Annotated in this window: 23 protein-coding genes and 1 tRNA gene; 18 read left to right on the top strand and 6 right to left on the bottom strand. The window is 51.1% G+C overall.

Annotated features, from left to right (window positions below; all coding sequences use genetic code 11):
• Positions 1 to 178: 178 nt before the first annotated feature.
• From JK216_RS05615 to JK216_RS05590, 5 genes are all read left to right on the top strand, one after another.
• A complete protein-coding gene (locus tag JK216_RS05615; protein ID WP_212708433.1) occupies positions 179 to 1009 on the top strand; it encodes an SDR family oxidoreductase in 831 nt (276 codons plus the stop codon).
• Positions 1010 to 1785: 776 nt separating this feature from the next.
• Positions 1786 to 2286 carry a DUF1440 domain-containing protein gene (locus JK216_RS05605; protein WP_212708435.1) on the top strand — a complete coding sequence of 167 codons (501 nt, stop codon included), beginning with the start codon at positions 1786 to 1788 and terminating at the stop codon, positions 2284 to 2286.
• A gap of 736 nt (positions 2287 to 3022) precedes the next feature.
• Entirely contained in the window at positions 3023 to 3544 is a 522-nt protein-coding gene (locus JK216_RS05600; protein WP_212711092.1) for a sugar dehydrogenase complex small subunit, read from the top strand.
• Between the two features lie 30 nt (positions 3545 to 3574).
• The gene (locus JK216_RS05595; RefSeq protein ID WP_212711091.1) at positions 3575 to 5164 is read left to right on the top strand and encodes a GMC family oxidoreductase; all 1590 of its coding nucleotides are present in this window, start codon (positions 3575 to 3577) and stop codon (positions 5162 to 5164) included.
• Positions 5165 to 5173: 9 nt separating this feature from the next.
• On the top strand, positions 5174 to 6583 hold the full coding sequence (locus JK216_RS05590; RefSeq protein ID WP_212711090.1) for a cytochrome c: 1410 nt from the start codon (positions 5174 to 5176) through the stop codon (positions 6581 to 6583).
• Positions 6584 to 6961: 378 nt separating this feature from the next.
• Here JK216_RS05590 and JK216_RS05585 read toward each other — a convergent pair.
• Positions 6962 to 7038: transfer RNA gene (locus tag JK216_RS05585), tRNA-Arg, on the bottom strand.
• Between the two features lie 178 nt (positions 7039 to 7216).
• Here JK216_RS05585 and folD point away from each other — a divergent pair.
• Positions 7217 to 8083, top strand: a complete 867-nt coding sequence (gene folD / locus JK216_RS05580) for a bifunctional methylenetetrahydrofolate dehydrogenase/methenyltetrahydrofolate cyclohydrolase FolD (protein ID WP_212709027.1) — start codon at positions 7217 to 7219, stop codon at positions 8081 to 8083.
• Complete coding sequence (ybcJ, locus tag JK216_RS05575) at positions 8083 to 8295, top strand: ribosome-associated protein YbcJ (protein ID WP_212711089.1); 213 nt, start codon at positions 8083 to 8085, stop codon at positions 8293 to 8295. Before folD ends, ybcJ begins: the two co-directional genes overlap by 1 nt.
• 69 nt (positions 8296 to 8364) lie before the next feature.
• Here the strand turns inward: ybcJ and cysS are convergent, their stop codons facing one another.
• Positions 8365 to 9750: a cysteine--tRNA ligase gene (gene cysS / locus JK216_RS05570; protein WP_212711088.1), complete on the bottom strand. Its 1386-nt coding sequence runs from the start codon at positions 9748 to 9750 to the stop codon at positions 8365 to 8367.
• Between the two features lie 212 nt (positions 9751 to 9962).
• Between cysS and ppiB the strand changes: the two genes are divergently transcribed.
• The 6 genes from ppiB to JK216_RS05540 all read left to right on the top strand — a co-directional run bounded on the left by ppiB (position 9963) and on the right by JK216_RS05540 (position 14759).
• Positions 9963 to 10457: a peptidylprolyl isomerase B gene (gene ppiB / locus JK216_RS05565; RefSeq protein ID WP_212709030.1), complete on the top strand. Its 495-nt coding sequence runs from the start codon at positions 9963 to 9965 to the stop codon at positions 10455 to 10457.
• Positions 10457 to 11173, top strand: a complete 717-nt coding sequence (gene lpxH / locus JK216_RS05560; protein ID WP_212709031.1) for a UDP-2,3-diacylglucosamine diphosphatase — start codon at positions 10457 to 10459, stop codon at positions 11171 to 11173. The genes ppiB and lpxH overlap by 1 nt, the downstream gene beginning before the upstream one ends.
• 138 nt (positions 11174 to 11311) lie before the next feature.
• Entirely contained in the window at positions 11312 to 11821 is a 510-nt protein-coding gene (purE, locus tag JK216_RS05555) for a 5-(carboxyamino)imidazole ribonucleotide mutase (protein ID WP_212709032.1), read from the top strand.
• Positions 11818 to 12882 (top strand): 5-(carboxyamino)imidazole ribonucleotide synthase, encoded by a 1065-nt coding sequence (purK, locus tag JK216_RS05550; protein ID WP_212709861.1) that lies wholly within the window; start codon positions 11818 to 11820, stop codon positions 12880 to 12882. The genes purE and purK overlap by 4 nt, the downstream gene beginning before the upstream one ends.
• 154 nt (positions 12883 to 13036) lie before the next feature.
• Positions 13037 to 13825: an SDR family oxidoreductase gene (locus tag JK216_RS05545; RefSeq protein ID WP_212709034.1), complete on the top strand. Its 789-nt coding sequence runs from the start codon at positions 13037 to 13039 to the stop codon at positions 13823 to 13825.
• Between the two features lie 76 nt (positions 13826 to 13901).
• Complete coding sequence (locus tag JK216_RS05540; protein WP_212709860.1) at positions 13902 to 14759, top strand: co-chaperone YbbN; 858 nt, start codon at positions 13902 to 13904, stop codon at positions 14757 to 14759.
• A gap of 5 nt (positions 14760 to 14764) precedes the next feature.
• Here JK216_RS05540 and cueR read toward each other — a convergent pair whose 3' ends face one another.
• On the bottom strand, positions 14765 to 15178 hold the full coding sequence (gene cueR, locus JK216_RS05535; RefSeq protein ID WP_212709036.1) for a Cu(I)-responsive transcriptional regulator: 414 nt from the start codon (positions 15176 to 15178) through the stop codon (positions 14765 to 14767).
• Positions 15179 to 15331: 153 nt separating this feature from the next.
• Here cueR and JK216_RS05530 point away from each other — a divergent pair, with 153 nt between their 5' ends.
• From JK216_RS05530 to ybaK, 3 genes are read left to right on the top strand one after another with little or no spacing between them, the layout of a single operon-like run.
• A complete protein-coding gene (locus JK216_RS05530) occupies positions 15332 to 17881 on the top strand; it encodes a copper-translocating P-type ATPase (protein WP_212711087.1) in 2550 nt (849 codons plus the stop codon).
• 37 nt (positions 17882 to 17918) lie between these two features.
• A complete protein-coding gene (locus tag JK216_RS05525) occupies positions 17919 to 18722 on the top strand; it encodes a TraB/GumN family protein (RefSeq protein WP_212711130.1) in 804 nt (267 codons plus the stop codon).
• A 49-nt stretch (positions 18723 to 18771) separates the two neighbouring features.
• Positions 18772 to 19251: a Cys-tRNA(Pro)/Cys-tRNA(Cys) deacylase YbaK gene (gene ybaK, locus JK216_RS05520; RefSeq protein WP_212709038.1), complete on the top strand. Its 480-nt coding sequence runs from the start codon at positions 18772 to 18774 to the stop codon at positions 19249 to 19251.
• Here the strand turns inward: ybaK and JK216_RS05515 are convergent.
• Positions 19248 to 20114, bottom strand: a complete 867-nt coding sequence (locus JK216_RS05515; protein ID WP_212709039.1) for a LysR family transcriptional regulator — start codon at positions 20112 to 20114, stop codon at positions 19248 to 19250. The two genes, ybaK and JK216_RS05515, sit on opposite strands and share 4 nt — an antisense overlap.
• Before the next feature lie 94 nt (positions 20115 to 20208).
• Here JK216_RS05515 and JK216_RS05510 point away from each other — a divergent pair, with 94 nt between their 5' ends.
• Complete coding sequence (locus JK216_RS05510) at positions 20209 to 20637, top strand: PACE efflux transporter (protein ID WP_212711086.1); 429 nt, start codon at positions 20209 to 20211, stop codon at positions 20635 to 20637.
• 433 nt (positions 20638 to 21070) lie between these two features.
• Positions 21071 to 22756, top strand: coding sequence for a YbaL family putative K(+) efflux transporter (gene ybaL / locus JK216_RS05505; RefSeq protein WP_212709041.1), 1686 nt, complete (start codon positions 21071 to 21073; stop codon positions 22754 to 22756).
• 46 nt (positions 22757 to 22802) lie between these two features.
• On the opposite strand, the gene JK216_RS05500 is transcribed toward ybaL, so the two are convergent.
• Together JK216_RS05500 and hemH are read right to left on the bottom strand one after the other, a co-directional pair.
• On the bottom strand, positions 22803 to 24104 hold the full coding sequence (locus JK216_RS05500) for an inosine/guanosine kinase (RefSeq protein ID WP_212709857.1): 1302 nt from the start codon (positions 24102 to 24104) through the stop codon (positions 22803 to 22805).
• 65 nt (positions 24105 to 24169) lie between these two features.
• Entirely contained in the window at positions 24170 to 25129 is a 960-nt protein-coding gene (hemH, locus tag JK216_RS05495; protein ID WP_212709043.1) for a ferrochelatase, read from the bottom strand.
• Positions 25130 to 25200: the final 71 nt, after the last annotated feature.

Raw genomic sequence — 25200 nt, 5'->3', positions numbered from 1 at the left:
AATTTTTTAAATATACCTGTAAAACAATACTGCCCCTGTCCCTTTTACAGATCGCGGAGGATTATAAAACCAGGGAATGAAAGACCGGCTATCAAACATTGTTTACGGTATCGCGCAGTATCATCGGCAAAATACAGCGATTCACTCTCCATATGAGTAAAAACGAAAGAGGTAACTTATGGCTGAAGTTATTGTGGTAATTGGCAGTGGTTCAATTGCACAGGCTATCGCAAGACGAGTCAGTAGCGGAAAAAAAATCCTGCTCGCAGATATCAATCGGGAAAATGCACAGTCAGTCTCAGCGCAGCTGAAAAAAGCGGGTTTTGATGCCAGTGCAATACATACTGATGTGCGTTCCAGAGAGTCTATACAACAGTTAGTCGCTGCATCGGTCGCTGCCGGCGAAATTAAAGGGGTAATTCTGACCGCCGGACTTTCTCCTTCACAGGCAAAAGCTCAGGATCTGCTACATGTTGATTTATACGGCAGTGCCGTGGTGTTTGAAGAATTTGGAAAAGTGATTGCCACAGGCGGATCATGTGTCGTTCTGGGTTCACAATCCAGTCATCGTTTGGATTGTGATGCACTGTCACAACAGACTGCCGATCAGCTGGCAACCCTGTCGCCGGAAGAACTGACAGAACTGCCGTGGATAAAAGCAATTGATGACAGCCTGTACGCCTATCAGATCGCAAAACGGGGGAATGCTTTACGTGTAATGGCTGAAGCAGCAAAGTGGGGTAAACGCGGCGCACGGATAAACTGCATCAGTGCAGGAATTATTTTTACTCCACTGGCTTATGACGAACTGAATAGCGCCGAACGGGGCGAGTACTACCGAAATATGTTAGAGAAGTCACCCGCCGGTCGCGGAGGTACTCCTGATGAAATTGCTGCTCTGGCAGAATTTATGTTTGGCCCTAATGGGAGTTATATCAGCGGCAGCGATATCCTGATTGACGGTGGTGTAACTGCCTCAGTACGTTATGGTGACCTGAAGACCGGCTAATCTTCCCTTCACCTGCAGTCCTCCGTTGCTCCCGTGACGGTACTCTGCGATTATGCCGGCCGGTTGCCAGCCCGAAATGAGCCTTTTTTCGGGCCGTTTACCCCGGCGCCTGCCCCGTAACAGGACTATCCGGAGTAAATTCTGTCATCAATTGGCATTATTGAAGATGAACCTGCGAGTCTGCCCAAGAGCCGATCAAAACCGACGGATTTATCATCACAAGTGGCAGGCAGCTTCAACACAGGTTAAACAACAGTGAAATAACTGATGTAAATTATTGTCCTTACTCATTTTTCCCTCGATATGTTTAAAAAAAATTATCACTTATCATTAAACTATTTCCACACTAAACATAATGACTTCAGGTATTAATTTTGGGAAATGACTTGCTTCTTCTGCTGGCCATTATTCTGGCCGGCGTTGCCGTTTACTTTGGTTTCTCCGCATGGAGAGAACGGGGCAGACAGCGCCGGACCTTTCGGCGATAGTACTTTCACAGCCGCAGCAATGCGGCTGCTAGCAAAAGATTCACCAGCCGGGTCTCTGCCCCTGTTCCGTGGCTTCTGATTCCCCCCTTCCGCCTGCTTGCCGGGTCATCGTCGCTGTATCCGGCGTCCTGCCATTATCCGAGGAAAGATTAACTGCAGAGGTAATCGTGCAGTTTTATTTTATAGTACTAAACTTAAGTAATTGCTTAAGTGGCTTCTGTTACTTTTATTACATAAGCATATATATCAAAACGTTAACTAATATATTGCTAATATAAGGTGACCTTAATGTTAAATTTATTTTACGTAAGACCCCGACAGGAACGCCGTGTTTTTTCATCTGTGCTGATTGGTATCGTTGCGGGGGTTATTTCCGCACTGGTTAAGTCTGGTTTTGAAACAATGATCCCGCCAAGAACGGCAGCTACCCTCCCACCGCCGCTGGTATTACTGGAAAAACTGGGTGTCCATATTGATACCCTGACCTATCAATGGATGGGATACAGCATTAACTGGGGCGGCAATGGCGTGCATATTTTATTTTCTGTGGTTATCGCCATTGTCTACTCGGTACTGGTCGAATATCTCCCGAAAGCCCGGCTGTTTCACGGGGTCGCTTTTGGTGTGGGCGTGTCTGTATTCGCCCATGGTCTGATAGTACCGCTGCTCGGCTTATCTGGCTGGTTGTGGATAGCCGGAAGTCAGGCGCTGATTTCTGAATTTGTCGGCACTGCATTTTGGATCTGGACTATCGAAGCCGTCCGCAAAGATCTGCGCGGTAAATTATAATCCCCGCCACCGACTGGCCGGGCTTCTGACAAACAGGCGGCGGGATAATTTGATGACAATCACGGAACCACCATTGCGGGTTTATTCTGTGCTTTGTTTATCCCGCCACGTTATCCGCAGACAACAGAAGCTGGCGGTTTTTCAGGACGTTCTGCTATTCATTAAAAACATTGATTATTTTATGTGAAGCATAAGAGACCCGAACAATACCGGATAAAAACAATAATTACCGGATGACTCTTCCGGCAATAGAGTCACTGTCGAATAAATTAATCACTGCTGCCACAGCATAGCTGTTATCCGCGAATACAGCACCGGTGTTATTTCTTATAATCAAAAAATTAAATTTAATTGTTAATGATAAATTGTTGAAAAATAAAATAAATTACACCCTGATAATTATTAACAGATTAAATAAATCAAATAAAATCTGAGGTGGTAATCACTGCCAGACCGCTGCTCACCCTTCCCCTCCCCCGGTTCAACCTTTAATTAATAAAATAATATTACCTGACACTGTTTCAAATCACTGCCCCAGAAAATCGTCCGCCACAACCGGAATAATGATTATTAAGTATTATTTTAGTAACCTGGAAAATACCAGTTGGCGGTATCCGTTAAAAATAACCAGGATAATAAAAGGCATCAATTAGCCAACAAAAAAATGGTTATTTCATTACAAAGTAACGCGTGATTAATAACAACATCCCGTAACATTGCAAGGGCTAATATATATATGCTTTCCCGTAGAAATCTGCTTAAAACCGGATTGTACCTCACCGGTTTCGCCGCCTTTACCCCGGCCCTTTCCCGGGCACTGCTCCCGTCACAAAACAGTGATAACACTGTTTTTTATAAACTTTCCCTGCTGTTAACCGGACGAACTCAGCTGAGTCAGTTACTGAGCCAGCGGGCCTTAACCTGTCTGACAAAAGAAGACTCTGATTTCCCCGTAAAACTTACCCGCCTGATACAGGTGATGAATGCCGCGAACATTACCCGGGCTGATCAATTAAATGGTCACCGGATTATGTCGGTGACGGAAACCGGGGATACGGTAAAAAAAATCATCTCTGCATGGTACCTGGGTTTTACCGGCACTCCGCTGCCATTAAGAGCCACAGATAATACCCGGTTTGTGACATATACCGATGCAATGATGTATGCCCCGACCTCAGACGCAACGGTTATTCCGACTTATTCAAGAGGACAGACCAACTACTGGGTCAGACCGCCAGTCACGATTTTAACTGACTAATAAATATATTGATTTTAATGTGAGATAAAAATGAATACCCAATATGATGCCGATGTTATTGTTATCGGTTCCGGTGCCCTGGGCAGTAATGCTGCTTATATCCTCGCGCAGAAAGGTCATTCTGTGATTATTCTCGAAGCCGGAGAACGGATCCCGCGCTGGAAAATCGTAGAAAACTTCAGAAATTCATCAAAAAAAGGAAATTATAACTCACCCTACCCTGATATGCCCTGGGCGCATCACTCTTATAATGAACAATATATCGAAAATACAGGGTCATTTGATTTCCGTCCGGGTATGCTCAAACTCGTAGGCGGAACCACCTGGCACTGGGCCTCAGCATGCTGGCGATATTTGCCCAATGATATGAAACTTAACTCTCTTTATGGTGTAGGCCGGGACTGGCCCATCGAATACAGTGAACTTGAACCTTATTATCAGAAAGCAGAGCAAGCGCTGGGAGTCTGTGGCAGTGACTCCGATGACCAGAGTGGCCAGGGCGGTAACCCCTTTCCTCCGCGATCTAAACCTTACCCGATGGAACCCGAAGCTGAAACCTACCTGTTCCAGCGTCTGAAAGCCCGCCTGAGTCCTGCCGGCTACCACTTTATTCATGAGCCAAACGGTCGCGCTACCAGACCCTATGACGGCCGTCCTGCCTGCAGCGGCAATAATAATTGTATGCCTGTCTGTCCAATCGGCTCGATGTATAGCGGGGAGCTGCACGCACTGCATGCTGAACAGGCTGGCGCGCAACTTCATACAGATGCTACCGCCTGGAAACTAGAAAAAGGCCAGGAAGGTAAAATAGTGGCTGTCCATGTGCGCAGTTCAACCGGTCAGGATAAAAGACTCACCGCCAAATATTTTATCGTCGCGGCACATGGTCTTGAAACACCAAAGCTGTTGCTTATTTCTGACGTCGCTAATAGTTCTGATCAGGTCGGTCGTAATCTGATGGATCACACGGGGATGGGACTGCAGTTCCTGGCTGATGAACCTGTATGGCCTGGCCGCGGAGCCGTTCAGCAAGGCGGTATTTTTAATTATCGTGACGGTGAATTCCGTAAAACACACTCTGCAATCAAGCATGCTATCTCGAATAATGTTCCGAATATGGCTGTCGCTCAGCGTTTAATCTCTCAGGGGGTTGTCGGTCATAAACTGGATGAGCAAATCAGACACCAGGCGGCCCGCTGGGTAGATATTTCAACAGTATTCGAGATCCTGCCACACGCGACTAACACAGTCAGACCCAGTAAAACGCGTAAGGATGCCCTTGGGATCCCTATGCTTACCGTTCACTATGAAGTTGATAACTATGTAAAGGCCGGCCGTGAGGTCGTGGTTAAGGATTATCAAAAGTTTGTCAGCCTGATGGGGGGTGAAGTGGTGGAAGATAATACCGGATGGCAAAACCGTGACCACCTGATGGGCTCAGTTATTATGGGCGACCATCCTGAAAACTCAGTAGTAAATCATGAATGCAGAACCTGGGATCACAGTAATCTTTTCCTGGCAACAACCGGGGTTATTCCGGCTTCAGGCGTGATTAACCCCACCCTGACTGGTGTTGCTCTCAGTATCCGCGCAGCCGAAATTATTGACCGTGAAATCTGAGTACAAAATATGATAAACATAAAAAAGACTATTTTAACGGCAGGCGTTCTGTCTTTCAGTTTACTGATACCTTTATCCGTCTGTTCTGCAAATAATACGACTGAGCAATTAATCACAAAAGGTAAATATATCGCGGTCGCTGCTGACTGTGGCGCATGTCACCGTCAGGCAACTGCTCACGGAAAACCTTACGCTGGCGGTAACGCTATTGATTCGCCAATGGGGCGGATTATCGCCAGTAACATTACGCCTTCTGAAAGCTTTGGGATCGGTAACTATACTGAAAAAGAATTCGCCAATGCGGTTCGCCGGGGGATCGCGGCTGACGGCAGTCATCTTTATCCGGCAATGCCATATACCGCATACCATGCAATGACCGATACCGACCTGCATGCGCTCTATAGTTATTTTATGTATGGTGTGAATCCTGTTGATAGTGCTCCGGAAGAAAAAACCAGCCTCAGTTTCCCTTTTAATATCCGTCAGTTAATGTGGGGATGGAACCTTTTATTCAGCAGTAACCAACCGTTCCGGGAAATCACTAATTCGCCGCCTCAGGTTAACCGCGGGAAATACCTTGTGGAAGTACTCGGGCATTGCAGTACATGCCACACGCCACGTAATCTGATGATGGCTGAAGATAAAAGTAAAAACTTGTCCGGCAGCCCTCTCGGCGGGTGGTATGCACCAAATATTACCCCCGATAAGGACAGCGGTATCGGTAGCTGGAGTCAGCAGGAAATAGTGGTTTATCTCAAAACCGGACATATCGCAGGTAAGGCCAGTGCTGCAGGGCCGATGGCCGAAACTGTTGAGAATAGTTTCCGATACCTTAGTGACAGTGATCTGAACGCCATTGCCACCTGGATTAAGCAAGTCCCTGTCATTAGTACTGCACCTGCATATCATTCCGCAATACGTCCCCCGCTCACGGATATAAATAAGGTTATAAGCGGACAGGGGGACCAGGCATCCCTCGCAGACAGCACAACAACAGATGGGTCAGAACTTTATAACGCCGCGTGTGCCAGCTGTCATGGCATAAATGGCCAGGGGACTGCCGATCATTTTTACCCTTCGTTGACCAGTAATTCTGCAGTATCTTCGCCGACAGCACAAAACCTGGTGATGACCATCGTCGAAGGACTTAACCGTAAAAGCAGCGACGGTGATGTCTCTATGCCGGCTTTTGGTAAACAACTCACAGATTCACAAATAGCCTCTGTTACCCGCTTTGTCCGTTATCAGTTCTCCGCAATTGATGACAAAATCACTGCACAACAAGTCACCGGCTGGCGCAATGGCGGTGATACCCCTTTCATCGTTAGCTATATAAACTATTTTATCGGCCTCGGAGGACTGGCGGTAGTGGCCGTATTTTCACTGATCATCTTCTCTGTAAAAAAACGCAGACAATAACCCTCAGCAACTGCATATTTATAATATGCAGTTGCCCTCAGCCTTTATTTCAGAATAGTTGTTAACGCCTCTGAAAATACATTGGGTGGCATGGAGTGATATCCAAAACGTATTTTCCCGGAGCGTAAAGCGCAACACTGGCGAAACTGTTACTGCCTTACAATATGACCGTGGCAGCCGTTGCGCAGATGGAAGCCATATCGGAAGCGACCCTGTATAACGGGCGTAATCAGGAAAAATCAGAGGGGAAACCGGTGCCAGACGCAGAGAAAAACAGTAAACAAGAGATAACCGCGGATCAGGGCGAACCACAGGCAAATGTTATATGCTGAAATAAAAGAAAAAACAGACCAGAACGGAGATAAAGGCAACAAAAAATGGTGCGCCCTATAGGATTCGAACCTATGACCTACGGCTTAGAAGGCCGGTGCTCTATCCAACTGAGCTAAGGGCGCCCTGATTTCCGACGAATTATACGGTCACCGGCAGATGAGTCAATGTTTTTACGCGACTTTCTGTTTTACTGCTGAAGCTTTAAACAACAATCAGCGATTCTTTGCCTGACAGCACGCGTTGCTTCTGACAGAATAGATACCTCACCCTATGACTCTAACTCCGTGGATTTTTTCTCTGATGTCAGCACAGATTATTGATGGTAAAACGATTGCGCAGCAGGTCCGGCTTGAAGTTGCAGAAAAAGTGAAACAGCGCCTGGCGGCGGGTAAACGTGCCCCCGGCCTGGCCGTAATTCTGGTCGGCGACAACCCGGCGTCACAAATATATGTTGGCAGTAAGCGTAAAGCCTGTGAGGAAGTCGGTTTTGTCTCCCGTTCTTATGACCTTCCGGCCACCACGACTGAACAGGAAGTGCTGACATTAATCGATCAGCTGAATAACGATCATCAAATCGACGGCATACTGGTGCAGTTGCCGCTGCCGGAAGGTATCGATAATATTAAAGTGCTGGAGCGGATTGCTGCCGATAAAGACGTCGATGGCTTTCATCCTTATAACGTAGGACGTTTATGTCAGCGGGCACCGCTACTGCGTCCCTGCACCCCGCGCGGAATTATCACCCTGCTGGAACGGTATTCCATTGACACTTTCGGTTTAAACGCCGTGGTCATCGGGGCCTCGAATATTGTTGGCCGTCCGATGAGTCTCGAATTGTTACTGGCCGGATGTACCACCACTGTCACTCACCGGTTTACCCGTAATCTCCGCCAGCATGTTGAAAATGCTGATCTGCTGGTGGTCGCCGTAGGTAAACCCGGGTTTATTCCCGGCGACTGGATTAAGCCAGGTGCGATTGTGATTGATGTCGGTATTAATCGTCTGGAAGATGGTCGTGTGGTGGGTGATGTCGAGTTTGAAACCGCTGCCGGACGTGCCTCATGGATCACCCCGGTACCGGGCGGGGTTGGCCCGATGACAGTAGCAACCTTAATACAGAATACTTTGCAGGCTTGCGAAGAATATCACGACGGAGAAACAGAATAATGGCAACCTTCTCACTGGGTAAATTTCCCCATGTTGAACTTTGCGACTTACTGAAACTGGAAGGCTGGGCCGAAAGCGGTGCCCAGGCAAAAGCATATATTGCGGATGGTCTGGTAGCCGTGGATGGTCAGACCGAAACCCGTAAACGCTGTAAAATTGTCAGCGGACAGACCGTCGTTTTTGCCGGTCAGTCGATCAGCGTTATCCCGTAATTATACCACCCAAAAAAACGGGCGACCGGTTACCCCTGTCGCCCGTTTTTTGCTGATTAGGCCTGCAGATTATTTACGGCGCCAGCTGGTTCCCTGCGGGCCGTCTTCCAGAATAATCCCCAGCGCATTCAGCTTGTCACGGGCAACGTCTGCCTGCGCCCAGTTTTTGCTTTCGCGGGCATCTTTGCGCATTTTGATCAGGGCTTCAATTTCAGCAACCTCATTATCGCTGCTGCCGGCAGCACTTTGCAGAAAGGTTTCCGGATCCTGTTGCAGAATACCTAATACGCTGGCCAGCTGACGTAATTTTGCTGCCAGAGCATCCGCAGCTGCGCTGTCCTCAGCTTTAAGGCGATTAACCTCACGTCCCATATCAAACAGCACCGAATAAGCTTCCGGTGTATTAAAGTCATCATCCATCGCATCACGGAAACGCTGTTCAAACTCTGCACCGTCGGCAGCCACGGCCTGAGGATCTGTATTGCGCAGTGCGGTATACAAACGTTCCAGGGCAGCACGGGCTTGTTTCAGGTTATCTTCGCTGTAATTCAGCTGACTGCGGTAATGTCCGGACATCAGGAAGTAACGTACAGTTTCCGCATCGTAATGCTTCAGTACATCACGGACCGTGAAGAAGTTACCCAGTGATTTTGACATTTTCTCACGGTCAATCATCACCATCCCTGAGTGCATCCAGTAATTAACGTACTCACCGCCGTGGGCACAGGTTGACTGGGCAATTTCGTTTTCATGGTGCGGGAACATTAAATCCGAACCGCCACCGTGAATATCAAAGTGTTCACCCAGCTGTTTGCAGTTCATGGCTGAACATTCAATATGCCAGCCGGGACGTCCGTTGCCCCACGGCGACGGCCAGCCCGGTTCGTCAGCTTTCGACATTTTCCACAGCACAAAGTCCATCGGATTTTTCTTTACATCGGTAACTTCCACCCGCGCACCGGCCTGCAGTTGCTCCAGGTCCTGTCGCGAAAGCTCACCATAATGGCGGTCACTTTGTACATCGAACATCACATCCCCGTTGCTGGCCACATAGGCATGGCCACGCTGCAACAGTTTTTCCACCAGTGTAATGATTTCGCCGATATGCTGAGTTGCCCGCGGTTCAGCGTCCGGCGGTAAAATGCCCAGCGCGGCAAAATCAGCATGCATTTCCGCAATCATCCGCTGAGTCAGCGCGCCAATGGTTTCACCGTTTTCATTGGCCCGCTTAATGATTTTGTCATCGATATCGGTAATGTTTCTTACATATTTCAGCTGATAGCCCAGGTAGCGTAAATAACGGGAAACGACATCAAAAGCGACAAACGTCCGGCCATGTCCGATATGGCACAGGTCATAAACGGTAATACCGCACACGTACATGCCTGCTTTACCTGCATGTATAGGTTTGAATTCCTCTTTTTGTCTGCTCTGCGTGTTATAAATTTTTAGCATTTAACTGTATCCGTTTAAACGTGTGCGATAACTGTGGTTATTGTGCCGTATTTTTCACGTGACTGCGACGTAAAGCAAGTCATCAGCCGTGATCAACCTCCGCCATACTGCCGTAAGCCTGAAATTTATGATATAAGGAGCCTCTGCGATTACCCTTCCCCGTTAGGCAGGAAGAGTTCAAATACTGACAATAACCATGACAGGATGAAATTATGGTCACTTTCCAGACGAATTTTGGTGATATCGTTATTAAAACTTTTGACGATAAAGCACCGGCTACCGTGAAAAACTTCCTGGAGTACTGCCGTGAAGGTTTCTACGATAATACTATTTTCCATCGCGTGATTAACGGCTTTATGGTTCAGGGCGGCGGTTTTGAACCGGGAATGAAACAGAAATCCACGAAAGAAGAAATCCGTAACGAAGCAAACAACGGCCTGAAAAACACCCGTGGTACGCTGGCAATGGCCCGTACCTCTGCGCCGCACTCTGCTACTGCACAGTTCTTTATTAACGTTGCTGATAACGATTTTCTGAACTTCCGTGACGAAAGCCTGCAAGGCTGGGGCTACTGTGTGTTCGCAGAAGTCGTTGAAGGGATGGATGTGGTTGAAAAGATTAAAGCCGTTTCCACCGGACGCAGTGGTATGCACCAGGACGTACCAAAAGATGACGTCGTCATTAATAAAGTGATCGTCAGCGAGTAATGCCGCGAACGCTTTTTATTGCAGATTTGCATCTGTGTCAGGAAGAACCGGCAATCACTGCCGGTTTTATGCGTTTTTTACAACGCGAAGCGACAGACTGCGACGCTCTGTATATTCTCGGTGACCTGTTTGAAAGCTGGATCGGTGATGATGACCCGGCCCCGTTACACCGGCAGGTTGCTGAGGCGCTGTCTGCCCTGCCGGTTCCGGTCTTCTTTATTCACGGTAACCGTGACTTTCTTCTGGGTAAGGCATACGCCAGCCGCAGTGGCATGACGTTGCTTGCGGAAGAAACACTGCTGGAATGCTACGGCCAGCGGGTATTGATTATGCACGGCGATACACTCTGTACTGATGATCAGGGGTATCAGCGTTTTCGCCAAAAAGTGCATCAACCCTGGCTGCAACGGGTTTTCCTGATGCTGCCGTTATTCCTGAGGCAGAAAATTGCGGCGCGGTTACGCAATGACAGCCAGCAGGCCAACCAGTCAAAAAGTCTGCAAATTATGGATGTTAATCAGCAGGCGGTTGAACAGGTGATGGAACGTTACCGGGCCTCTGTGTTGATCCACGGCCATACCCATCGTCCGGAAATACACTTTCTGCAGATAAACCACCAGCCCGCCGAACGCGCCGTACTGGGTGCCTGGCACCATCAGGGGTCAATGATCCAGCTGGATGCCAGCGGTGTGAGTTTAATTGCCTTCCGCTGGTAAATTTCGCGCTGATTGTCCGGTTGTGTCGTGACGCAACCGTTTTCCTTCCGGCCGTCTCATGCTATTCTCACGCCCTTCTCAATGTGTATAGCCTGTACCTCTGTCCAGGTTTTCTATCTGCTCACAGGAGTTGACCGCATGTCGTCGAATACTGCCCCGGCCCGTATCGCTATTATTATGGGTTCTAAAAGTGACTGGGCTACGATGCAGTATGCTGCAGAAATCCTTAATGAACTGAATGTTGATCACCACGTGGAAGTGGTTTCCGCGCACCGTACGCCGGACAAATTATTCAGTTTTGCTGAGAATGCCCGTCAACAGGGTTTTCATGTGATCATCGCCGGAGCCGGTGGCGCGGCCCATTTACCGGGCATGCTGGCGGCAAAAACCCTGCTGCCGGTGCTGGGTGTCCCTGTTCAGAGTGCCGCTCTGAGCGGTGTTGACAGCCTGTACTCTATTGTCCAGATGCCACGCGGTATTCCGGTCGGCACCCTGGCGATTGGTAAAGCCGGTGCAGCAAACGCCGCCCTGCTGGCCGCCCAGATTCTGGCGGTTAACGATCCGTCGCTGGCACAACGTCTGTCAGACTGGCGCACGGCACAAAGTGAAGCTGTACTGAACAATCCGGACCCGCGGGAGGATGCATGAAGTCAGTTTGCGTACTGGGTAACGGTCAACTGGGACGCATGCTGCGTCAGGCCGGCGAACCGCTGGGGATCGCGGTTTATCCGGTCGGCACCGATGCCGAGCCGGAAGCATTGCCCATCCGTCAGAGTGTGATCACCGCAGAGATAGAACGCTGGCCGGAAACGGCCCTGACCCGTGAACTGGCGAACCACCCGGCCTTTGTTAACCGGGATATTTTTCCGCGCCTTGCTGATCGCCTGACCCAGAAGCAATTACTCGACCAGTTGGGACTGGCAACCGCTCCCTGGCAGTTACTGAGCAATGCGCAACAGTGGCCGGAAATTTATAACCGGGTGGGTGAGCTGGCTATCGTTAAACGCCGTACCGGCGGTTATGATGGCCGCGGACAATGGCGTTTGCGTCAGCCCGAATGCCTGAGCTTACCCGCAGACTGCTATGGCGAATGTATCGTTGAGCAGGGCATTAATTTTTCCGGCGAAGTCTCACTGGTCGGAGCCCGTGGCCGCGATGGCAGTACCGTATTTTATCCCCTGACGCACAACCTGCACCACAACGGTATTCTGCTGACCAGCGTCGCTTTACCAGTACCGGACGCCGCACAGCAGCGTCAGGCAGAAGCTATGCTTACGGCGATTATGCAGGAACTGGAGTATGTCGGTGTTATCGCGATGGAGTGTTTCGTGACGCCGGAAGGCTTGCTGATCAATGAACTGGCACCTCGCGTACACAACAGTGGTCACTGGACACAAAACGGAGCATCGGTCAGCCAGTTTGAGCTGCATCTGCGAGCCATCCTCGGATTACCTCTGCCTTCACCGGTGGTCTTTGCCCCTTCAGTGATGGTGAATATTATCGGTTGTGCACTGAATCAGCAATGGCTGGAGCATGCGCTGGTACATCTGCACTGGTACGAAAAAGAGGTACGTCCGGGACGGAAACTGGGCCACCTGAATCTTACGGACAGTGACCGGACGCGCCTTATATCAGCGCTGCGGGCTCTGGTTCCTCAGTTACCCGATGAATATGCGGCCGCCATCGACTGGGCGACCGAAAAATTGTAACTGCCTGCCGGTACGGGAAATTCATGTTTCCCGTACCTCCTGCCGGACACGCGTTTTCCCGCCCGTGATTGGTGCCGTAGCCACCTTATATGCAATACTGCAGCTATTCCGGCTGGTATCTGATACCAGCTATCTGCCATTAACGTGTGAGCCTATGCAAAAAAATATCTTAATTACCGGCTGTTCAAGCGGCATCGGGGCTGTGGCTGCCGGGGATTTGCTGAGTCGGGGTTATCGGGTGCTTGCTGCCTGCCGTAAACCGGAAGATGTCAGCCGTATGAACCAGCTGGGATACACAGGGATACTGCTTGATCTCGATGATCCGCAAAGTGTCGGGGCCGCGGCCAGTGAGATCACGGAACTGTGCAACGGAACATTACACGGACTGTTCAATAATGCCGGGTTCGGGGTCTATGGCCCGCTGAGCACCCTCTCCCGCCGCCAGCTGGAACAACAGTTCGCGACCAATTTCTTTGGCGTCCATCAGCTGACCATGCTACTGCTGCCCGCCTTACAGGCCAGCGGCCAGGGACGGATCATTAATACCAGTTCCGTGATGGGGCTGATTTCCACCCCGGGCCGTGGTGCATATGCCGCCAGCAAATATGCGCTGGAAGCCTGGTCTGATGCCCTGCGAATGGAAATGAAGCACAGCGGTATCCGTGTCAGTCTGATCGAGCCGGGCCCGATCTCCACCCGCTTTACCGGCAATGTATTGCAGGGAGAAGCAGACCGTCCGGTAACAAATCCCGGTATTGCCGCCCGTTTTACCCTGCCGCCCCGGGCGATACTGCCTAAATTACGTCATGCGCTGGAGAGCCGTTATCCGCGCCAGCGTTATCCGGTCACCGTAGTAACCCATGTAATGTCACTGGCACGACGTTTATTACCGGGGGTTATCCTGGACCGAATTTTAAGCACTCATTCAGCACCGGACAAATAGCCGCTTGAACCCGCGCCGTCTGTCCCCATATCTGACGGATAACGGTTATACTTTTTCAGACGAAGGAACATAGCTTATGTCACCCCAGCCCCCGATTATTGATGTTAATGAATCCAATCTGCAGCAGGTACTTGAGCAGTCAATGCAGGTACCGGTACTGTTTTATTTCTGGTCACCCCGCAGCCAGCAGTGTCAGGAGCTGACACCGGTACTGGAGAAACTGGCTGCTGAGCACCATGGGCAATTTCTGCTGGCGAAACTGGATTGTGATGAACAGCAAATGGTCGCCTCACAGTTCGGATTACGGGCCATTCCGACCGTCTATCTGTTTAAAGATGGTCAGCCGCTGGATGGTTTCCAGGGGCCGCAGCCGGAAGACGCGGTACGGGCGTTGCTGGAAAAAGTGCTGCCACGGGAAGACGAAATAAAAGTACAGCAGGCGCAGGCATTACTGGAAGAAGATAAACCACTGGACGCACTACCGCTGTTAAAAGATGCCTGGCAACTCAGCCAGTACGCCAGTGAAACCGGCTTTTTACTGGCCGAAACGCTGATCCGTCTCAACCGGGGTGATGAAGCTGAAGAAGTTTTAAAACACGTCCCACTGCAGGATCAGGACACCCGTTATCAGGGACTGATGGCACAGATCGATCTGCTGCGTCAGGCCGCTGATACCCCGGAAATTCAGCAACTGCAGACAGATCTTGAGGCTGACCGGACCAATACCGCTATTGCCGCTAAACTGGCAATCCAGTTTCATCAGGTCGGACGTAATGAAGAAGCACTGGAATTATTGTTTGGTTTTCTGAAAACCGACCTCGCTGCCGGACAAGGCGAGTTGCGTAAAACGTTCCAGGAGATTCTTGCAGCGCTGGGAACCGGTGATGCGCTGGCCGGTAAATACCGCCGTCAGTTATATTCCCTGCTGTACTAACCGCCTCAGGGCGCGGAGTGACCTCTGCCGGTACAGCCGGACAGGCTGTCGATAATCGGGCACTCCGCGCCATCATCTCCCGGACAGCGTTCTGCCAGTGCGAGTAACCGCTGGCGCATTCCCTCAAGCTCCGCCATTTGCCGGTCAATATCACTGACTTTACGTAACGTCCTGGCTTTAATATCTGCACTGTGCCGGTGCGGATCGTTAAACAACCCCACCAGCTCACGACACTCCTGCAGGCTGAATCCGACCAGACGAGCCTGGCGCAATAATGTCAGTTCTTCAACATGGTGATCCGTATAGCTGCGGTAACCGTTCGCGCTGCGCCGGGGCGGCGTCATAATCCCCTTTTCCTCATAGAACCGAATCGCCTTACTGGATAAGCCGGTTTTTCTGGCGACATCACTGATGTTCATATTATTTCTCCGTTGCTTTACAGGCTCGGCTGCGACAGGTTCTGACAGAGATCCGGTTAAACATATCGTTTTTATTGACCTTTACCTTACAGGAAGGTTTACACTTTTAGCACTGAGACTGACTTATGATGACCTGATAAAGGAGATTTACTTATGTCTGAGACTCTGACTTTTCAGCTGGATGGCCTGTCCTGTGGCCACTGTGTTAAACGTGTCAAAGAAGTACTGGAACAGCGCAGTGATGTTACCACTGCCGAGGTGACCCTGGAACAGGCGGTCGTCACAGGAACAGCCTCTGCCAGCGAGTTAATCCGCGACATTGAACAGGCCGGTTACCATGCCAGTCAGCAACCGGGTAACCGCGACCCAAAGCCTGAACCGCTGACAGCAACTGACCCCGTGCCGGACGGGCTGGCAGCGGAAAAAAAACGTCCGGCCTCCCCGGATGAAGATAACCCACAGACGGTTCAGCTACTGATTGACGGAATGAGTTGTGCCAGCTGTGTCAGCCGGGTGGAGAAAGCACTGAACCAGGTCGCTCATGTCCGTCAGGCACGGGTTAATCTGGCCGACCGCAGTGCGCTGGTCAGCGGGCCTGCCGATCCGCAGGCACTGCTGAAGGCAGTGAGTGACGCCGGTTACCAGGGGATAGTGATCAGCGATGACAACCAGCGTCGCGAACAACAACAACAAACTTCACGTCAGCATTTTATTCGCTATAGCTGGCAGTCTGCTGTTGCGCTACTGACGGGGATCCCGGTGATGATTTGGGGCATGAGCAGCGGAAATATGATGCTCACCGCCGATAACCGGCTGACATGGCAGCTTATCGGTCTGCTGACCCTGCTGGTAATGATTATCGCCGGCGGCCATTTTTATCGCAGTGCATGGAAAAGCCTGAGTAACCGCAGCGCCACTATGGATACTCTGGTAGCCCTGGGAACGGCTGTGGCATGGGCCTATTCAGCCGCAGTCGTGCTGTTCCCTGACAGTTTTCCGGAGCCTGCTCGTCACCTCTATTTTGAGGCCAGCACCATGATTATTGGCCTGATTAACCTCGGCCATGCCCTGGAGCAACGCGCCAGACAGCACTCTTCACAGGCACTGGAGAAACTGCTTGACCTGACCCCGCCGCAAGCCACGGTCCTGAAAGATGACGGGGAAGTGTCGTTGCCGGTCAGCCAGATTCAGCCGGGTATGCGGCTGCGGTTACGGGCCGGGGATCGTGTTCCGGTGGATGGAATTATTGATGCCGGTCAGGGACTGATTGATGAATCGATGCTGACGGGTGAAGCCTGGCCACAGCAAAAAACCACCGATGATAAGGTCAGTGCCGGAACCCTGGTCTGCGATGGCACCCTGAGTTTTCGGGCTACTGCCACCGGACAAAATACCGCCCTGGCGCGGATTATCTCGCTGGTCAGAAATGCCCAAAGCAGTAAACCGAAGATCGGTCAGCTGGCCGACAGAATTTCATCCGTCTTTGTACCTGTTGTGATCCTTATCGCCCTGTTTAGCGGACTGGTATGGTATCTGGCCGGCCCGGCACCACAATTTGCCTACAGTATGGTGGTCATCACCACGGTGCTGATTATCGCCTGTCCCTGTGCTCTGGGGCTGGCCACCCCGATGTCGATCATTGCCGGAGTCGGCCGGGCCGCAGAGGCCGGGATCCTGGTCAAAGATGCCGATGCCCTGCAACAAGCCAGCAGTGCAGATACGGTGGTATTTGATAAAACAGGTACACTGACCACCGGTCAGCCTGCAGTGACTTTGATCACCACATTTAACGGGTTTTCTGAACAACAGATCCTCGGTTATGCCGCAGGTCTGGAAGAACACTCAGCACATCCGCTGGCGACAGCCATAAAAAACCGGGCAGCCGGCACTGAATTTCAGCCAGTCAGCCAGTTAACCACCCTTGCCGGGAAAGGACTGTCAGCAGCCAGTGGCAGCCACCCGTTGTTGCTGGGTAATCAGCGTCTGCTGACCGAAGCAGCCGTGGATATTACTGCGGCCGAAAACAGCCTGAAGAACGCCGGACAGCAGGGAGAAACGCCGGTATTACTGGCTATAGACGGACAACTGGCGGCGGTGATCGCGGTAAGTGATCCGCTGCGCCCGGAAGCAGCCGGCGTGATCAGTCTGCTGAAAAAACGTGGCTATAAGGTTGTGATGCTGACCGGTGACCGGCAAAAAACCGCACAGGTGATTGCCGATCGGGCGGGCATCAGCGAGGTGATTGCCGAGGTACTGCCGGAAGAAAAAGCATTAGCTATAAAAACCTTACAGCAGGCTGGCCACCGTGTTGCCATGGTCGGTGACGGGATTAATGATGCCCCGGCCCTGGCCTGTGCCGATACCAGTATTGCTATCGGAGGCGGCAGCGACATTGCCATCGAAACAGCGAGCATGGCACTGATGCGTAAGGATTTACAGGCGGTGGCTGACGGGCTGATGATTTCTGTCGCCACCCTGAGAAATATGAAACAGAACCTGGCTGGTGCTTTCGTCTACAACTGCCTGGGGATCCCTGTCGCCGCCGGAGTGCTCTACCCACTGACCGGTACCTTACTGAACCCGGTAATCGCCGGGGCCGCGATGGCATTATCCTCTGTCACTGTGGTGACAAATGCTAACCGCTTGTTACGTTACCGTTTACCTCAGCAGAATAAGCTGTCCCTGAACGGAGGAAATGACTAGCATAGTATTATCGAATGTAATTACAGGATCTCCGGTCATGGTGACACTGTGGAAAGCGCTGCAAAAACTACGGCAGATACTTATGCCGGTCAGTTACTCCTGGCCGGCCACAGATCTGCAGGTCAATCACTGCCGGATCCATCTGGTGGGCAGCATTCATATGGGAACCCGTAATATGTCCCCGCTACCCGCGCCACTGCTAAACCAGTTGCGTACCGCTGATGCGCTGATCGTTGAAGCGGATATACTGTCCGCGCCTTCTCCCCTGAATACCCCCGGAGAGCGGGCGGGACTCACTGAACGCTTTACTGCTGCACTGACCGCTGAACTGGAGAAACGCTGTGCAGAATATAATATTCCGCGAGCGACTATCGAACATTTACCGGCCTGGCAGATTGCCCTGATCCTGCAAAGTCGTCAGGCTGAACGGCTGGGATTGCGACCAGAATACGGTATTGATTACCAGCTGCTACAGGCGGCTAAGACCATAAATAAACCGGTGATCGAGCTGGAAGGGGCTGAAACCCAGTTAGCCCTGCTGACCCGTTTACCCGATGATGGCCTTGCCTTACTCAGTGATTCATTACAACACTGGCATACCAATGCCCGGCTGTTACAGACCATGATCAGCTGGTGGATCGAAGGGCCGCCCCGCAAAAAAACCGCTGCCACACTGCTGCCTTCCACCTTCAGTAATCCGTTAAATGACACGCTGATCAGGCAACGTAATCTGGCATGGAAACAGCAGCTCAGTCAGCTGGATGCCGGTCGCTATCTGGTGGCGGTAGGTGCTCTGCATCTTTATGGTGATGATAACCTCCCCGCCATGTTGGTACAGTAAGCTCCGCCGGCCCCTGTTTTCGGCTTTACCTGGTAAAAAAGGACTCGTTATGACCCCCGCTATCAATCTGCTGGAAAAGCAGAAGATTAAATTTCTTATCCACCACTATGACCATGACAGTAATGAAACCAGTTTTGGGGATGAAGTGGTGCGTAAACTGCAACTCAATCCTTCGCAGGTCTATAAAACACTGCTGGTGAGCCTGAACGGTGAGAGTAAAAATCTCGCGGTAGCGGTTACTCCGGTGTCGGGACAACTGGATTTGAAAAAAGTCGCCAAAGCTCTGTCAGCAAAAAAAGCGGATATGGCCGATCCACAACTCGCACAGCGGGTAACCGGTTATCTGGTCGGGGGGATCAGCCCGCTGGGTCAGAAAAAACGGCTGCCGACCGTGATTGATCAGAGTGCCTCACAACAGGCGGAAATATATATTTCCGGCGGTAAGCGCGGTCTGGACATTTCACTGGCACCGGCGGATCTGGCCGCGTTACTGACCGCATCCTTTGCAGATATTGCCCGTCACGATTAATCTTTCTGTTGACATAACTGGTCAATCATCCAGTAGCCGGCAGGTCCCGGCGGATGGCGGGTTGACCAGATCACATCCATACGGCTTTCCTGCTGCCAGCCTGCCAGGTGCAGCTCCTGCAATACACCACGTCCGAACTGCCGAACCATCCAGCAGGGCAAAGTACTCCAGCCAAAGCCCTGTTCTGCCATATCCAGTAGTAACAGATAAGAAGATGCAGACCATGACTGCCCCTCCGCTTTATTTTCCGCAGGACGGATCCAGGTATTCAGCCGTAACTGGCGTACCTGTTTCAGCCTCGGGCCGGTTAATGACGTCTCCGCCGCGAGCGGGTGTTGATGGTGTATATAAATGCCCATTTTTACCAGTACCTGCAAGCGTCGTGCCTCCAGTTCCGGGGACAGCGCAGGTTGCTCACGGACAACACCAAGATGCGCACGACCGGTCTGTAATAAATCCAGCACATCGTCGTCTTCCGCGACCATACATTCGAACTCAATATCCTGAAAACGGTCCGCAAAACGGTGCAGTAATACCTCATGGTGATCTGCCGGCCAGACATCTGAAATAGCCAGGGTCAGCCGCGGTTCTATACCCCGTGACAGCCGGATAGCCAGGTCATCCAGTCTGCGGCTGGCAGCCAAAATATCTTTTACCCGGGCAAGGGCCCGTAAGCCTTCTTCCGTCAGTACCGGTTGCCGCCCGCTACGCTCGAATAATAAGAACCCCATATCATCTTCCAGCCGGGCCACTGCTGCGCTGATGGTTGACTGGCTTTTTCCTAAGTAGCGGGCCGCCGCAGAGAACGACCCGCTGGATACCGTCTGAACAAAGGCTTCGAGTGACTCCGGTGAATAACGCATATTCTGACCTATCGGTTTTTACGATACTTAGTCATTTTACCCTTTTTGTACATCCTGTGAAAATATGCGTTACATCTTTGCGGAGTGAATAAAAATGCGTACCCGTTCAGCGACTGAGCGTTTATTACATACCATTAATTATGAATTTTTTGCCTTACTGATTACCATCCCCGGCGCAGCATGGATTATGAATAAACCTGTTACCGGGATCGGCATGACGGCTATCGTTTTGTCCCTGTCAGCGATGATCTGGAACCTGATTTTTAATATCTTTTTTGACCGGTTTTATCCGCCACAGAATCCGCGCAGCCCCGCGGTACGTATAGTACAGGCGGTCGGTTTTGAAGGCGGTTTTGTGGTATTTGCGGTTCCGGTCACCGCAATGATGCTGAGTCTGGACCTGCTGTCTTCGCTGATGCTGGATATTGGCTTTCTGTTGTTCTATCTGCCTTATACTTATCTGTTTAACTGGTGCTGGGATAAACTGATAAACGCAATTCTGGTGCGTCGCAGTAACCGCTGATGCAGAGCGGGCCAGCAATGCCTGCAGCAAAAGCTGATATCAGCTTTCCCCGGAGCAGGAAAAACGGGTAACTTTGCTGCGGGCAACACAGAAAATAGTTTTATGGCCGCCGGTTTTCTGTTTATCAGCTGAATTAATGATTGTATAAATCTGCCGCTTTGTTCATAAATCAAAAAAATATCATCAATCTCTCATCTTTCGCAGGCGCTGTTTGTCCTTACGCCTGATTTTCGTTAGTCTGCTTTCCGCCACGCTATTTGTTATTCATTGTTAATGCTGAAAAATTAACTATTTTGTATAAAGAAGCGTAATTTTCCACCTGATTATGGTTTTTTTTGCTATTTTTGATAAATAACCCTTTTTTATTTTATCGATTGATTTGCCCCATCGTCCGCGGCCGGAGCAGGGATTGCCAGGCCATTAAGGAGAGACAATGCACCATTCCACCCCTTTGATCACCACTATTGTTGGCGCACTGGTGCTGGCTTTTTTGCTCGGCATGCTGGCTAATAAGCTCCGTTTTTCTCCGCTGGTCGGTTATTTACTGGCAGGCGTGCTGGCGGGTCCCTTTACCCCCGGGTTTGTTGCCGACACAAACCTGGCCCCGGAGCTGGCAGAACTGGGCGTCATTTTGCTGATGTTCGGCGTCGGGTTACATTTCTCTCTTAAAGACCTGATGTCGGTAAAGGGTATCGCCATCCCCGGAGCTATTGCGCAGATTATTGTCGCTACTTTACTGGGGATGGGACTATCTTACGCCCTCGGCTGGAGCCTGATGACCGGGCTGGTCTTCGGGCTTTGCTTATCTACGGCCAGTACCGTTGTACTGTTGCGGGCGCTGGAAGAACGTCAGCTGGTTGACAGCCAGCGCGGACGTATTGCCATCGGCTGGCTGATAGTCGAAGACCTGGTGATGGTGTTAACTCTGGTGCTGTTACCGGCTATCGCAGGCATGATGGAACAGGGGAATGCCAGCGTCAGCCTGCTGTTATGGGATCTGATGATCACCATCGGCAAAGTCGTGGCCTTTATGGTGATTATGATCGTCTTTGGCCGCCGCGCCGTCCCGTGGATTCTGGCAAAAAGTGCCGCGACCGGGTCACGGGAACTGTTTACCCTCGCAGTACTGGCTCTGGCCCTGGGCATCGCTTTCGGTGCCGTCGAATTTTTTGATGTCTCCTTTGCGCTGGGTGCATTCTTTGCCGGAATGGTCCTTAATGAGTCTGAACTCAGCCACCGGGCGGCCCATGATACGTTGCCGCTGCGGGATGCCTTCGCGGTGCTGTTCTTTGTCTCGGTCGGCATGTTGTTTGACCCGCATATCCTGATAGAAAGGCCGTTGGCGGTACTGGGTGCCCTGGCAATTATTCTGTTCGGGAAATCCGTGGCTGCCTGGCTGCTGGTCACCTGGCTCGGCCATACCCGGCGTACCGCGATGACAATCTCTGTCAGCCTGGCGCAGATTGGTGAGTTTGCATTTATCCTCGCCGGACTGGGGGTATCGCTCGGACTACTGAACGACGATGGGCGTAACCTGGTACTGGCAGCAGCCATCATGTCGATTATGATCAACCCGGTGATGTTCTCGCTGGCCGAACGCTATCTGATGAAAACAGAACAGCAGGTCGATCCGGCCCAGCCGGTCTCTGAAGAAGAAGAGCCTATGGTGCCGCTGGAAATCTGCGACCATGCGGTTATCGTAGGGTACGGACGTGTCGGCAGCCTTCTGTGCCAGAAATTACAGAATCTGCGCATTCCGGTGGTGGTCATAGAAACAACCAGGGCTCGCGTCGAGGTAGTTCGTGAACAGGGAGTTCCCGCAGTCTCGGGGAATGCGGCCCGCAGTGAAATTATGGATGTGGCCCGCCTTGACTGTGCCCGCTGGCTATTGCTGACCATTCCGAATGGTTACGAGTCCGGAGAGATTATTGCGGCAGCACGGGAAAAACGGCCGGATATTGCCATTATTGCCCGTGCCCATTATGACGATGAGGTGACCTACATTCTGGAACACGGCGCAAACCGCGTGATTATGGGCGAGCGGGAAATTGCCAATAGCATGCTGGATATTCTGGAAACGGATATCGAACAGCAACCGTTAAGAGAATGTGCTATCTGATACCCTGCCCGTCAGCCCGCGGTATGGGCTGACGGGCAGATACTGATCAGCGGTCCCAGTAAGCTTCTTCCAGGCTGTCTTCACGTTCCGGTAAACCACGGCTCAGGCGTGGTGAGTGTTGGTTAAGTACCTGATAGCTGACCCGGTTTGCATATTTGCAGACCTGAGCCAGAGAAGAATAGGTCAGATACTGCTGCACATGTTTACTTGAGTTCGGGACTTTCTGACGGTGATAGTTATTTGCCGAAATATCATGTAATACCGCCGCCAGAGCACCATCCCCTGCTCCGTTAGTATTCATTATTTTTTCAGGACCGCCCATATAAGGCGCAATATGTGAATATATCTTTGCCGGCTGCCGGCAGTCCTGACGACGCATCCCACGGCTGAATTCGTACTGGTTAAACTCCGGAATTGCTCCCGGAAGTAATGGCAGATTAGTTTTTCGCCGGGTTTCCTGTTCGGTAAAGCCGGCCATATACAGCCCCGCGGGGCCGGCGGTACAGAGTACCAAATCAACCCATTCCAGTGCTTTATCCGCCGCCAGCAAAGGATCTGATTCTCCGGTCAGTTCACAGGCTTCATCTTCATTCATTGCCACAATCGAAATATGATCACGCAGAAAATCACGCCAGAATTGCGGGTTATCGGCAATCACGTGGCGTGTCCCCAGGGTCAGAACCACCGGCACCTGATGCTTTTTCGCATATTCAATCGCTTTCATGGTGGCCTGAGGCATAGGTTCACCCTCTTTTGCCCGTACCAGGTAGGATGTCAGCACCAGTACAGAGGCATCTGCAATCACCTGTTCAGTGATGCTTTCCGGTTGCAGCTGATTCATATCCCCCGGGCTGATGGCAAAGGTACGCTCGCCATGTTCACCAATCAGGGTGTAGCACCGGCCGATAGAGCCACAGACACCCTGCAGATAGTTTAAATCGACTTTGCTGGAGGTATTACACAGATAACGGTAAGCGTAATCACCGATCCTGATATTGTTACACATCACCCCCAGCAGTACTGAACGATCATCAGACAACACCGAGTAGTTATGCAGTGTATTACCGATAGTACCACCGGCAAACTGATGACTGATCAGCTGTCCGTTAAACAGTTCCTGATAAAGCGCTTCAGCCACATCATTTTCGATCACCAGCGAGTGTCCGCGGCTTAGCCCGTACCGTTCGATAAAGCTGTCATCAACCTTAGCCTCGATATCCACCATAATCTGGTCAATACCTACCACCGGGGATGTGGTTTCTGAATCGGCCGGTGCGGCCTGTAATAACGGGTCTCTGGCACTGACCGGGAAATAATGTTTAGACTTACGCTGACCGGGAAATTTCATGTTTTTCTGTTAATCGCAGGAATAAAGCGCGAATACTAGCATAATCCCGGCGATTAACGGATATTTCATCGGTACTGGCTGACCAGTTGCAACATCATGTCGATATGCAAATCATCATCATTCAGTGCCGGAATATATTCAAATTTCTCGCCGCCGGCATGCAGAAAGAATTCACGGTTCTGTTCGTTAATTTCCTCCAGCGTTTCCAGGCAGTCGGCTGAAAATCCGGGGCTCATCACCTGAATATGACGGATCCCTTTACCGGGTAAAGACTTCACCGTTTCATCCGTATAAGGCATCAGCCATGGCTCGCGACCAAAACGCGACTGGTAAGTCATCATCAGTTGCTGTTCTGATAACCCCAGAGCGTCACGCAGCTGACGGGCCGTATCCTCACAGCGTTGCGGATAATCATCGCCCTGGTCCGCAAAGCGCTGCGGTATACCATGGAAGGAAAGCAGCAGTACATCCGGCTGACCGTGCAGAGCAAATGACCGCTCCACCGAGGCTTTCAGGGCCGCGATATAACCGGGGTGGGTCGCATAATCACGGATAAACTGAATATCCGGCATGCTGCGGCGCGGCAGGAAAATCCGGTACAGGGCATCCCAGACCGCTGAAACCGTTGAGGAAGAAAATTGCGGATAGAGCGGCAATACAATCAGCCGTGTCACACCCTGCTCCAGCAACTGTTCTACAGCACTGGTCAGCGAGGGATTACCGTAACTCATGCCGAGGGCAACCGGCATATCGGTTTTTGCTGCCAGAGCATCGCGCTGACGTTTGCTGTATACCATCAGCGGTGAACCTTCCTCCATCCAGACAGAGGCATACAGTTTTGCCACCCTCGGTGAACGTAACGGCAGAATGGCGCCATTTAATACAGGCCACCAGATGAGCCGCGGTACATCAACTACCCGCTTATCACTGAGAAATTGCTTCAGGTAACGTTTTACTGCAGATGGCGTTGGTGCATCAGGCGTGCCTAAATTAACCAGCAGTACGCCCGGCTTATCTTGCCTCATAGTAATTCCTTGATAATAGGCTGATACAGTGAAGGGGATATTGTAGCGGATCCTGGCGAAGGGAAAAGCAA

Source organism: Tatumella sp. JGM94 (assembly GCF_018257595.1).
Classification (GTDB): Bacteria; Pseudomonadota; Gammaproteobacteria; order Enterobacterales; family Enterobacteriaceae; genus Tatumella; species Tatumella punctata.
Note: the sequence above shows the minus strand (reverse complement) of the source record. Positions and strands in the feature narration are given on the sequence as shown.

Bases quoted from the DNA above. Each gene is read 5' to 3' on its own strand.
- JK216_RS05545 (WP_212709034.1), top strand. From the start codon at position 13,037: ATGCAAAAAAATATCTTAATTACCGGCTGTTCAAGCGGCATCGGGGCT.
- JK216_RS05525 (WP_212711130.1), top strand. From the start codon at position 17,919: ATGGTGACACTGTGGAAAGCGCTGCAAAAACTACGGCAGATACTTATG.
- ybcJ (WP_212711089.1), top strand. From the start codon at position 8,083: ATGGCAACCTTCTCACTGGGTAAATTTCCCCATGTTGAACTTTGCGAC.
- cueR (WP_212709036.1), bottom strand. From the start codon at position 15,178: ATGAACATCAGTGATGTCGCCAGAAAAACCGGCTTATCCAGTAAGGCG.
- JK216_RS05530 (WP_212711087.1), top strand. From the start codon at position 15,332: ATGTCTGAGACTCTGACTTTTCAGCTGGATGGCCTGTCCTGTGGCCAC.
- ppiB (WP_212709030.1), top strand. From the start codon at position 9,963: ATGGTCACTTTCCAGACGAATTTTGGTGATATCGTTATTAAAACTTTT.
- ybaK (WP_212709038.1), top strand. From the start codon at position 18,772: ATGACCCCCGCTATCAATCTGCTGGAAAAGCAGAAGATTAAATTTCTT.
- JK216_RS05605 (WP_212708435.1), top strand. From the start codon at position 1,786: ATGTTAAATTTATTTTACGTAAGACCCCGACAGGAACGCCGTGTTTTT.
- JK216_RS05595 (WP_212711091.1), top strand. From the start codon at position 3,575: ATGAATACCCAATATGATGCCGATGTTATTGTTATCGGTTCCGGTGCC.
- purE (WP_212709032.1), top strand. From the start codon at position 11,312: ATGTCGTCGAATACTGCCCCGGCCCGTATCGCTATTATTATGGGTTCT.
- JK216_RS05590 (WP_212711090.1), top strand. From the start codon at position 5,174: ATGATAAACATAAAAAAGACTATTTTAACGGCAGGCGTTCTGTCTTTC.
- hemH (WP_212709043.1), bottom strand. From the start codon at position 25,129: ATGAGGCAAGATAAGCCGGGCGTACTGCTGGTTAATTTAGGCACGCCT.
- JK216_RS05600 (WP_212711092.1), top strand. From the start codon at position 3,023: ATGCTTTCCCGTAGAAATCTGCTTAAAACCGGATTGTACCTCACCGGT.
- folD (WP_212709027.1), top strand. From the start codon at position 7,217: ATGTCAGCACAGATTATTGATGGTAAAACGATTGCGCAGCAGGTCCGG.
- cysS (WP_212711088.1), bottom strand. From the start codon at position 9,750: ATGCTAAAAATTTATAACACGCAGAGCAGACAAAAAGAGGAATTCAAA.
- JK216_RS05615 (WP_212708433.1), top strand. From the start codon at position 179: ATGGCTGAAGTTATTGTGGTAATTGGCAGTGGTTCAATTGCACAGGCT.
- JK216_RS05500 (WP_212709857.1), bottom strand. From the start codon at position 24,104: ATGAAATTTCCCGGTCAGCGTAAGTCTAAACATTATTTCCCGGTCAGT.
- JK216_RS05515 (WP_212709039.1), bottom strand. From the start codon at position 20,114: ATGCGTTATTCACCGGAGTCACTCGAAGCCTTTGTTCAGACGGTATCC.
- JK216_RS05510 (WP_212711086.1), top strand. From the start codon at position 20,209: ATGCGTACCCGTTCAGCGACTGAGCGTTTATTACATACCATTAATTAT.
- purK (WP_212709861.1), top strand. From the start codon at position 11,818: ATGAAGTCAGTTTGCGTACTGGGTAACGGTCAACTGGGACGCATGCTG.
- ybaL (WP_212709041.1), top strand. From the start codon at position 21,071: ATGCACCATTCCACCCCTTTGATCACCACTATTGTTGGCGCACTGGTG.
- lpxH (WP_212709031.1), top strand. From the start codon at position 10,457: ATGCCGCGAACGCTTTTTATTGCAGATTTGCATCTGTGTCAGGAAGAA.
- JK216_RS05540 (WP_212709860.1), top strand. From the start codon at position 13,902: ATGTCACCCCAGCCCCCGATTATTGATGTTAATGAATCCAATCTGCAG.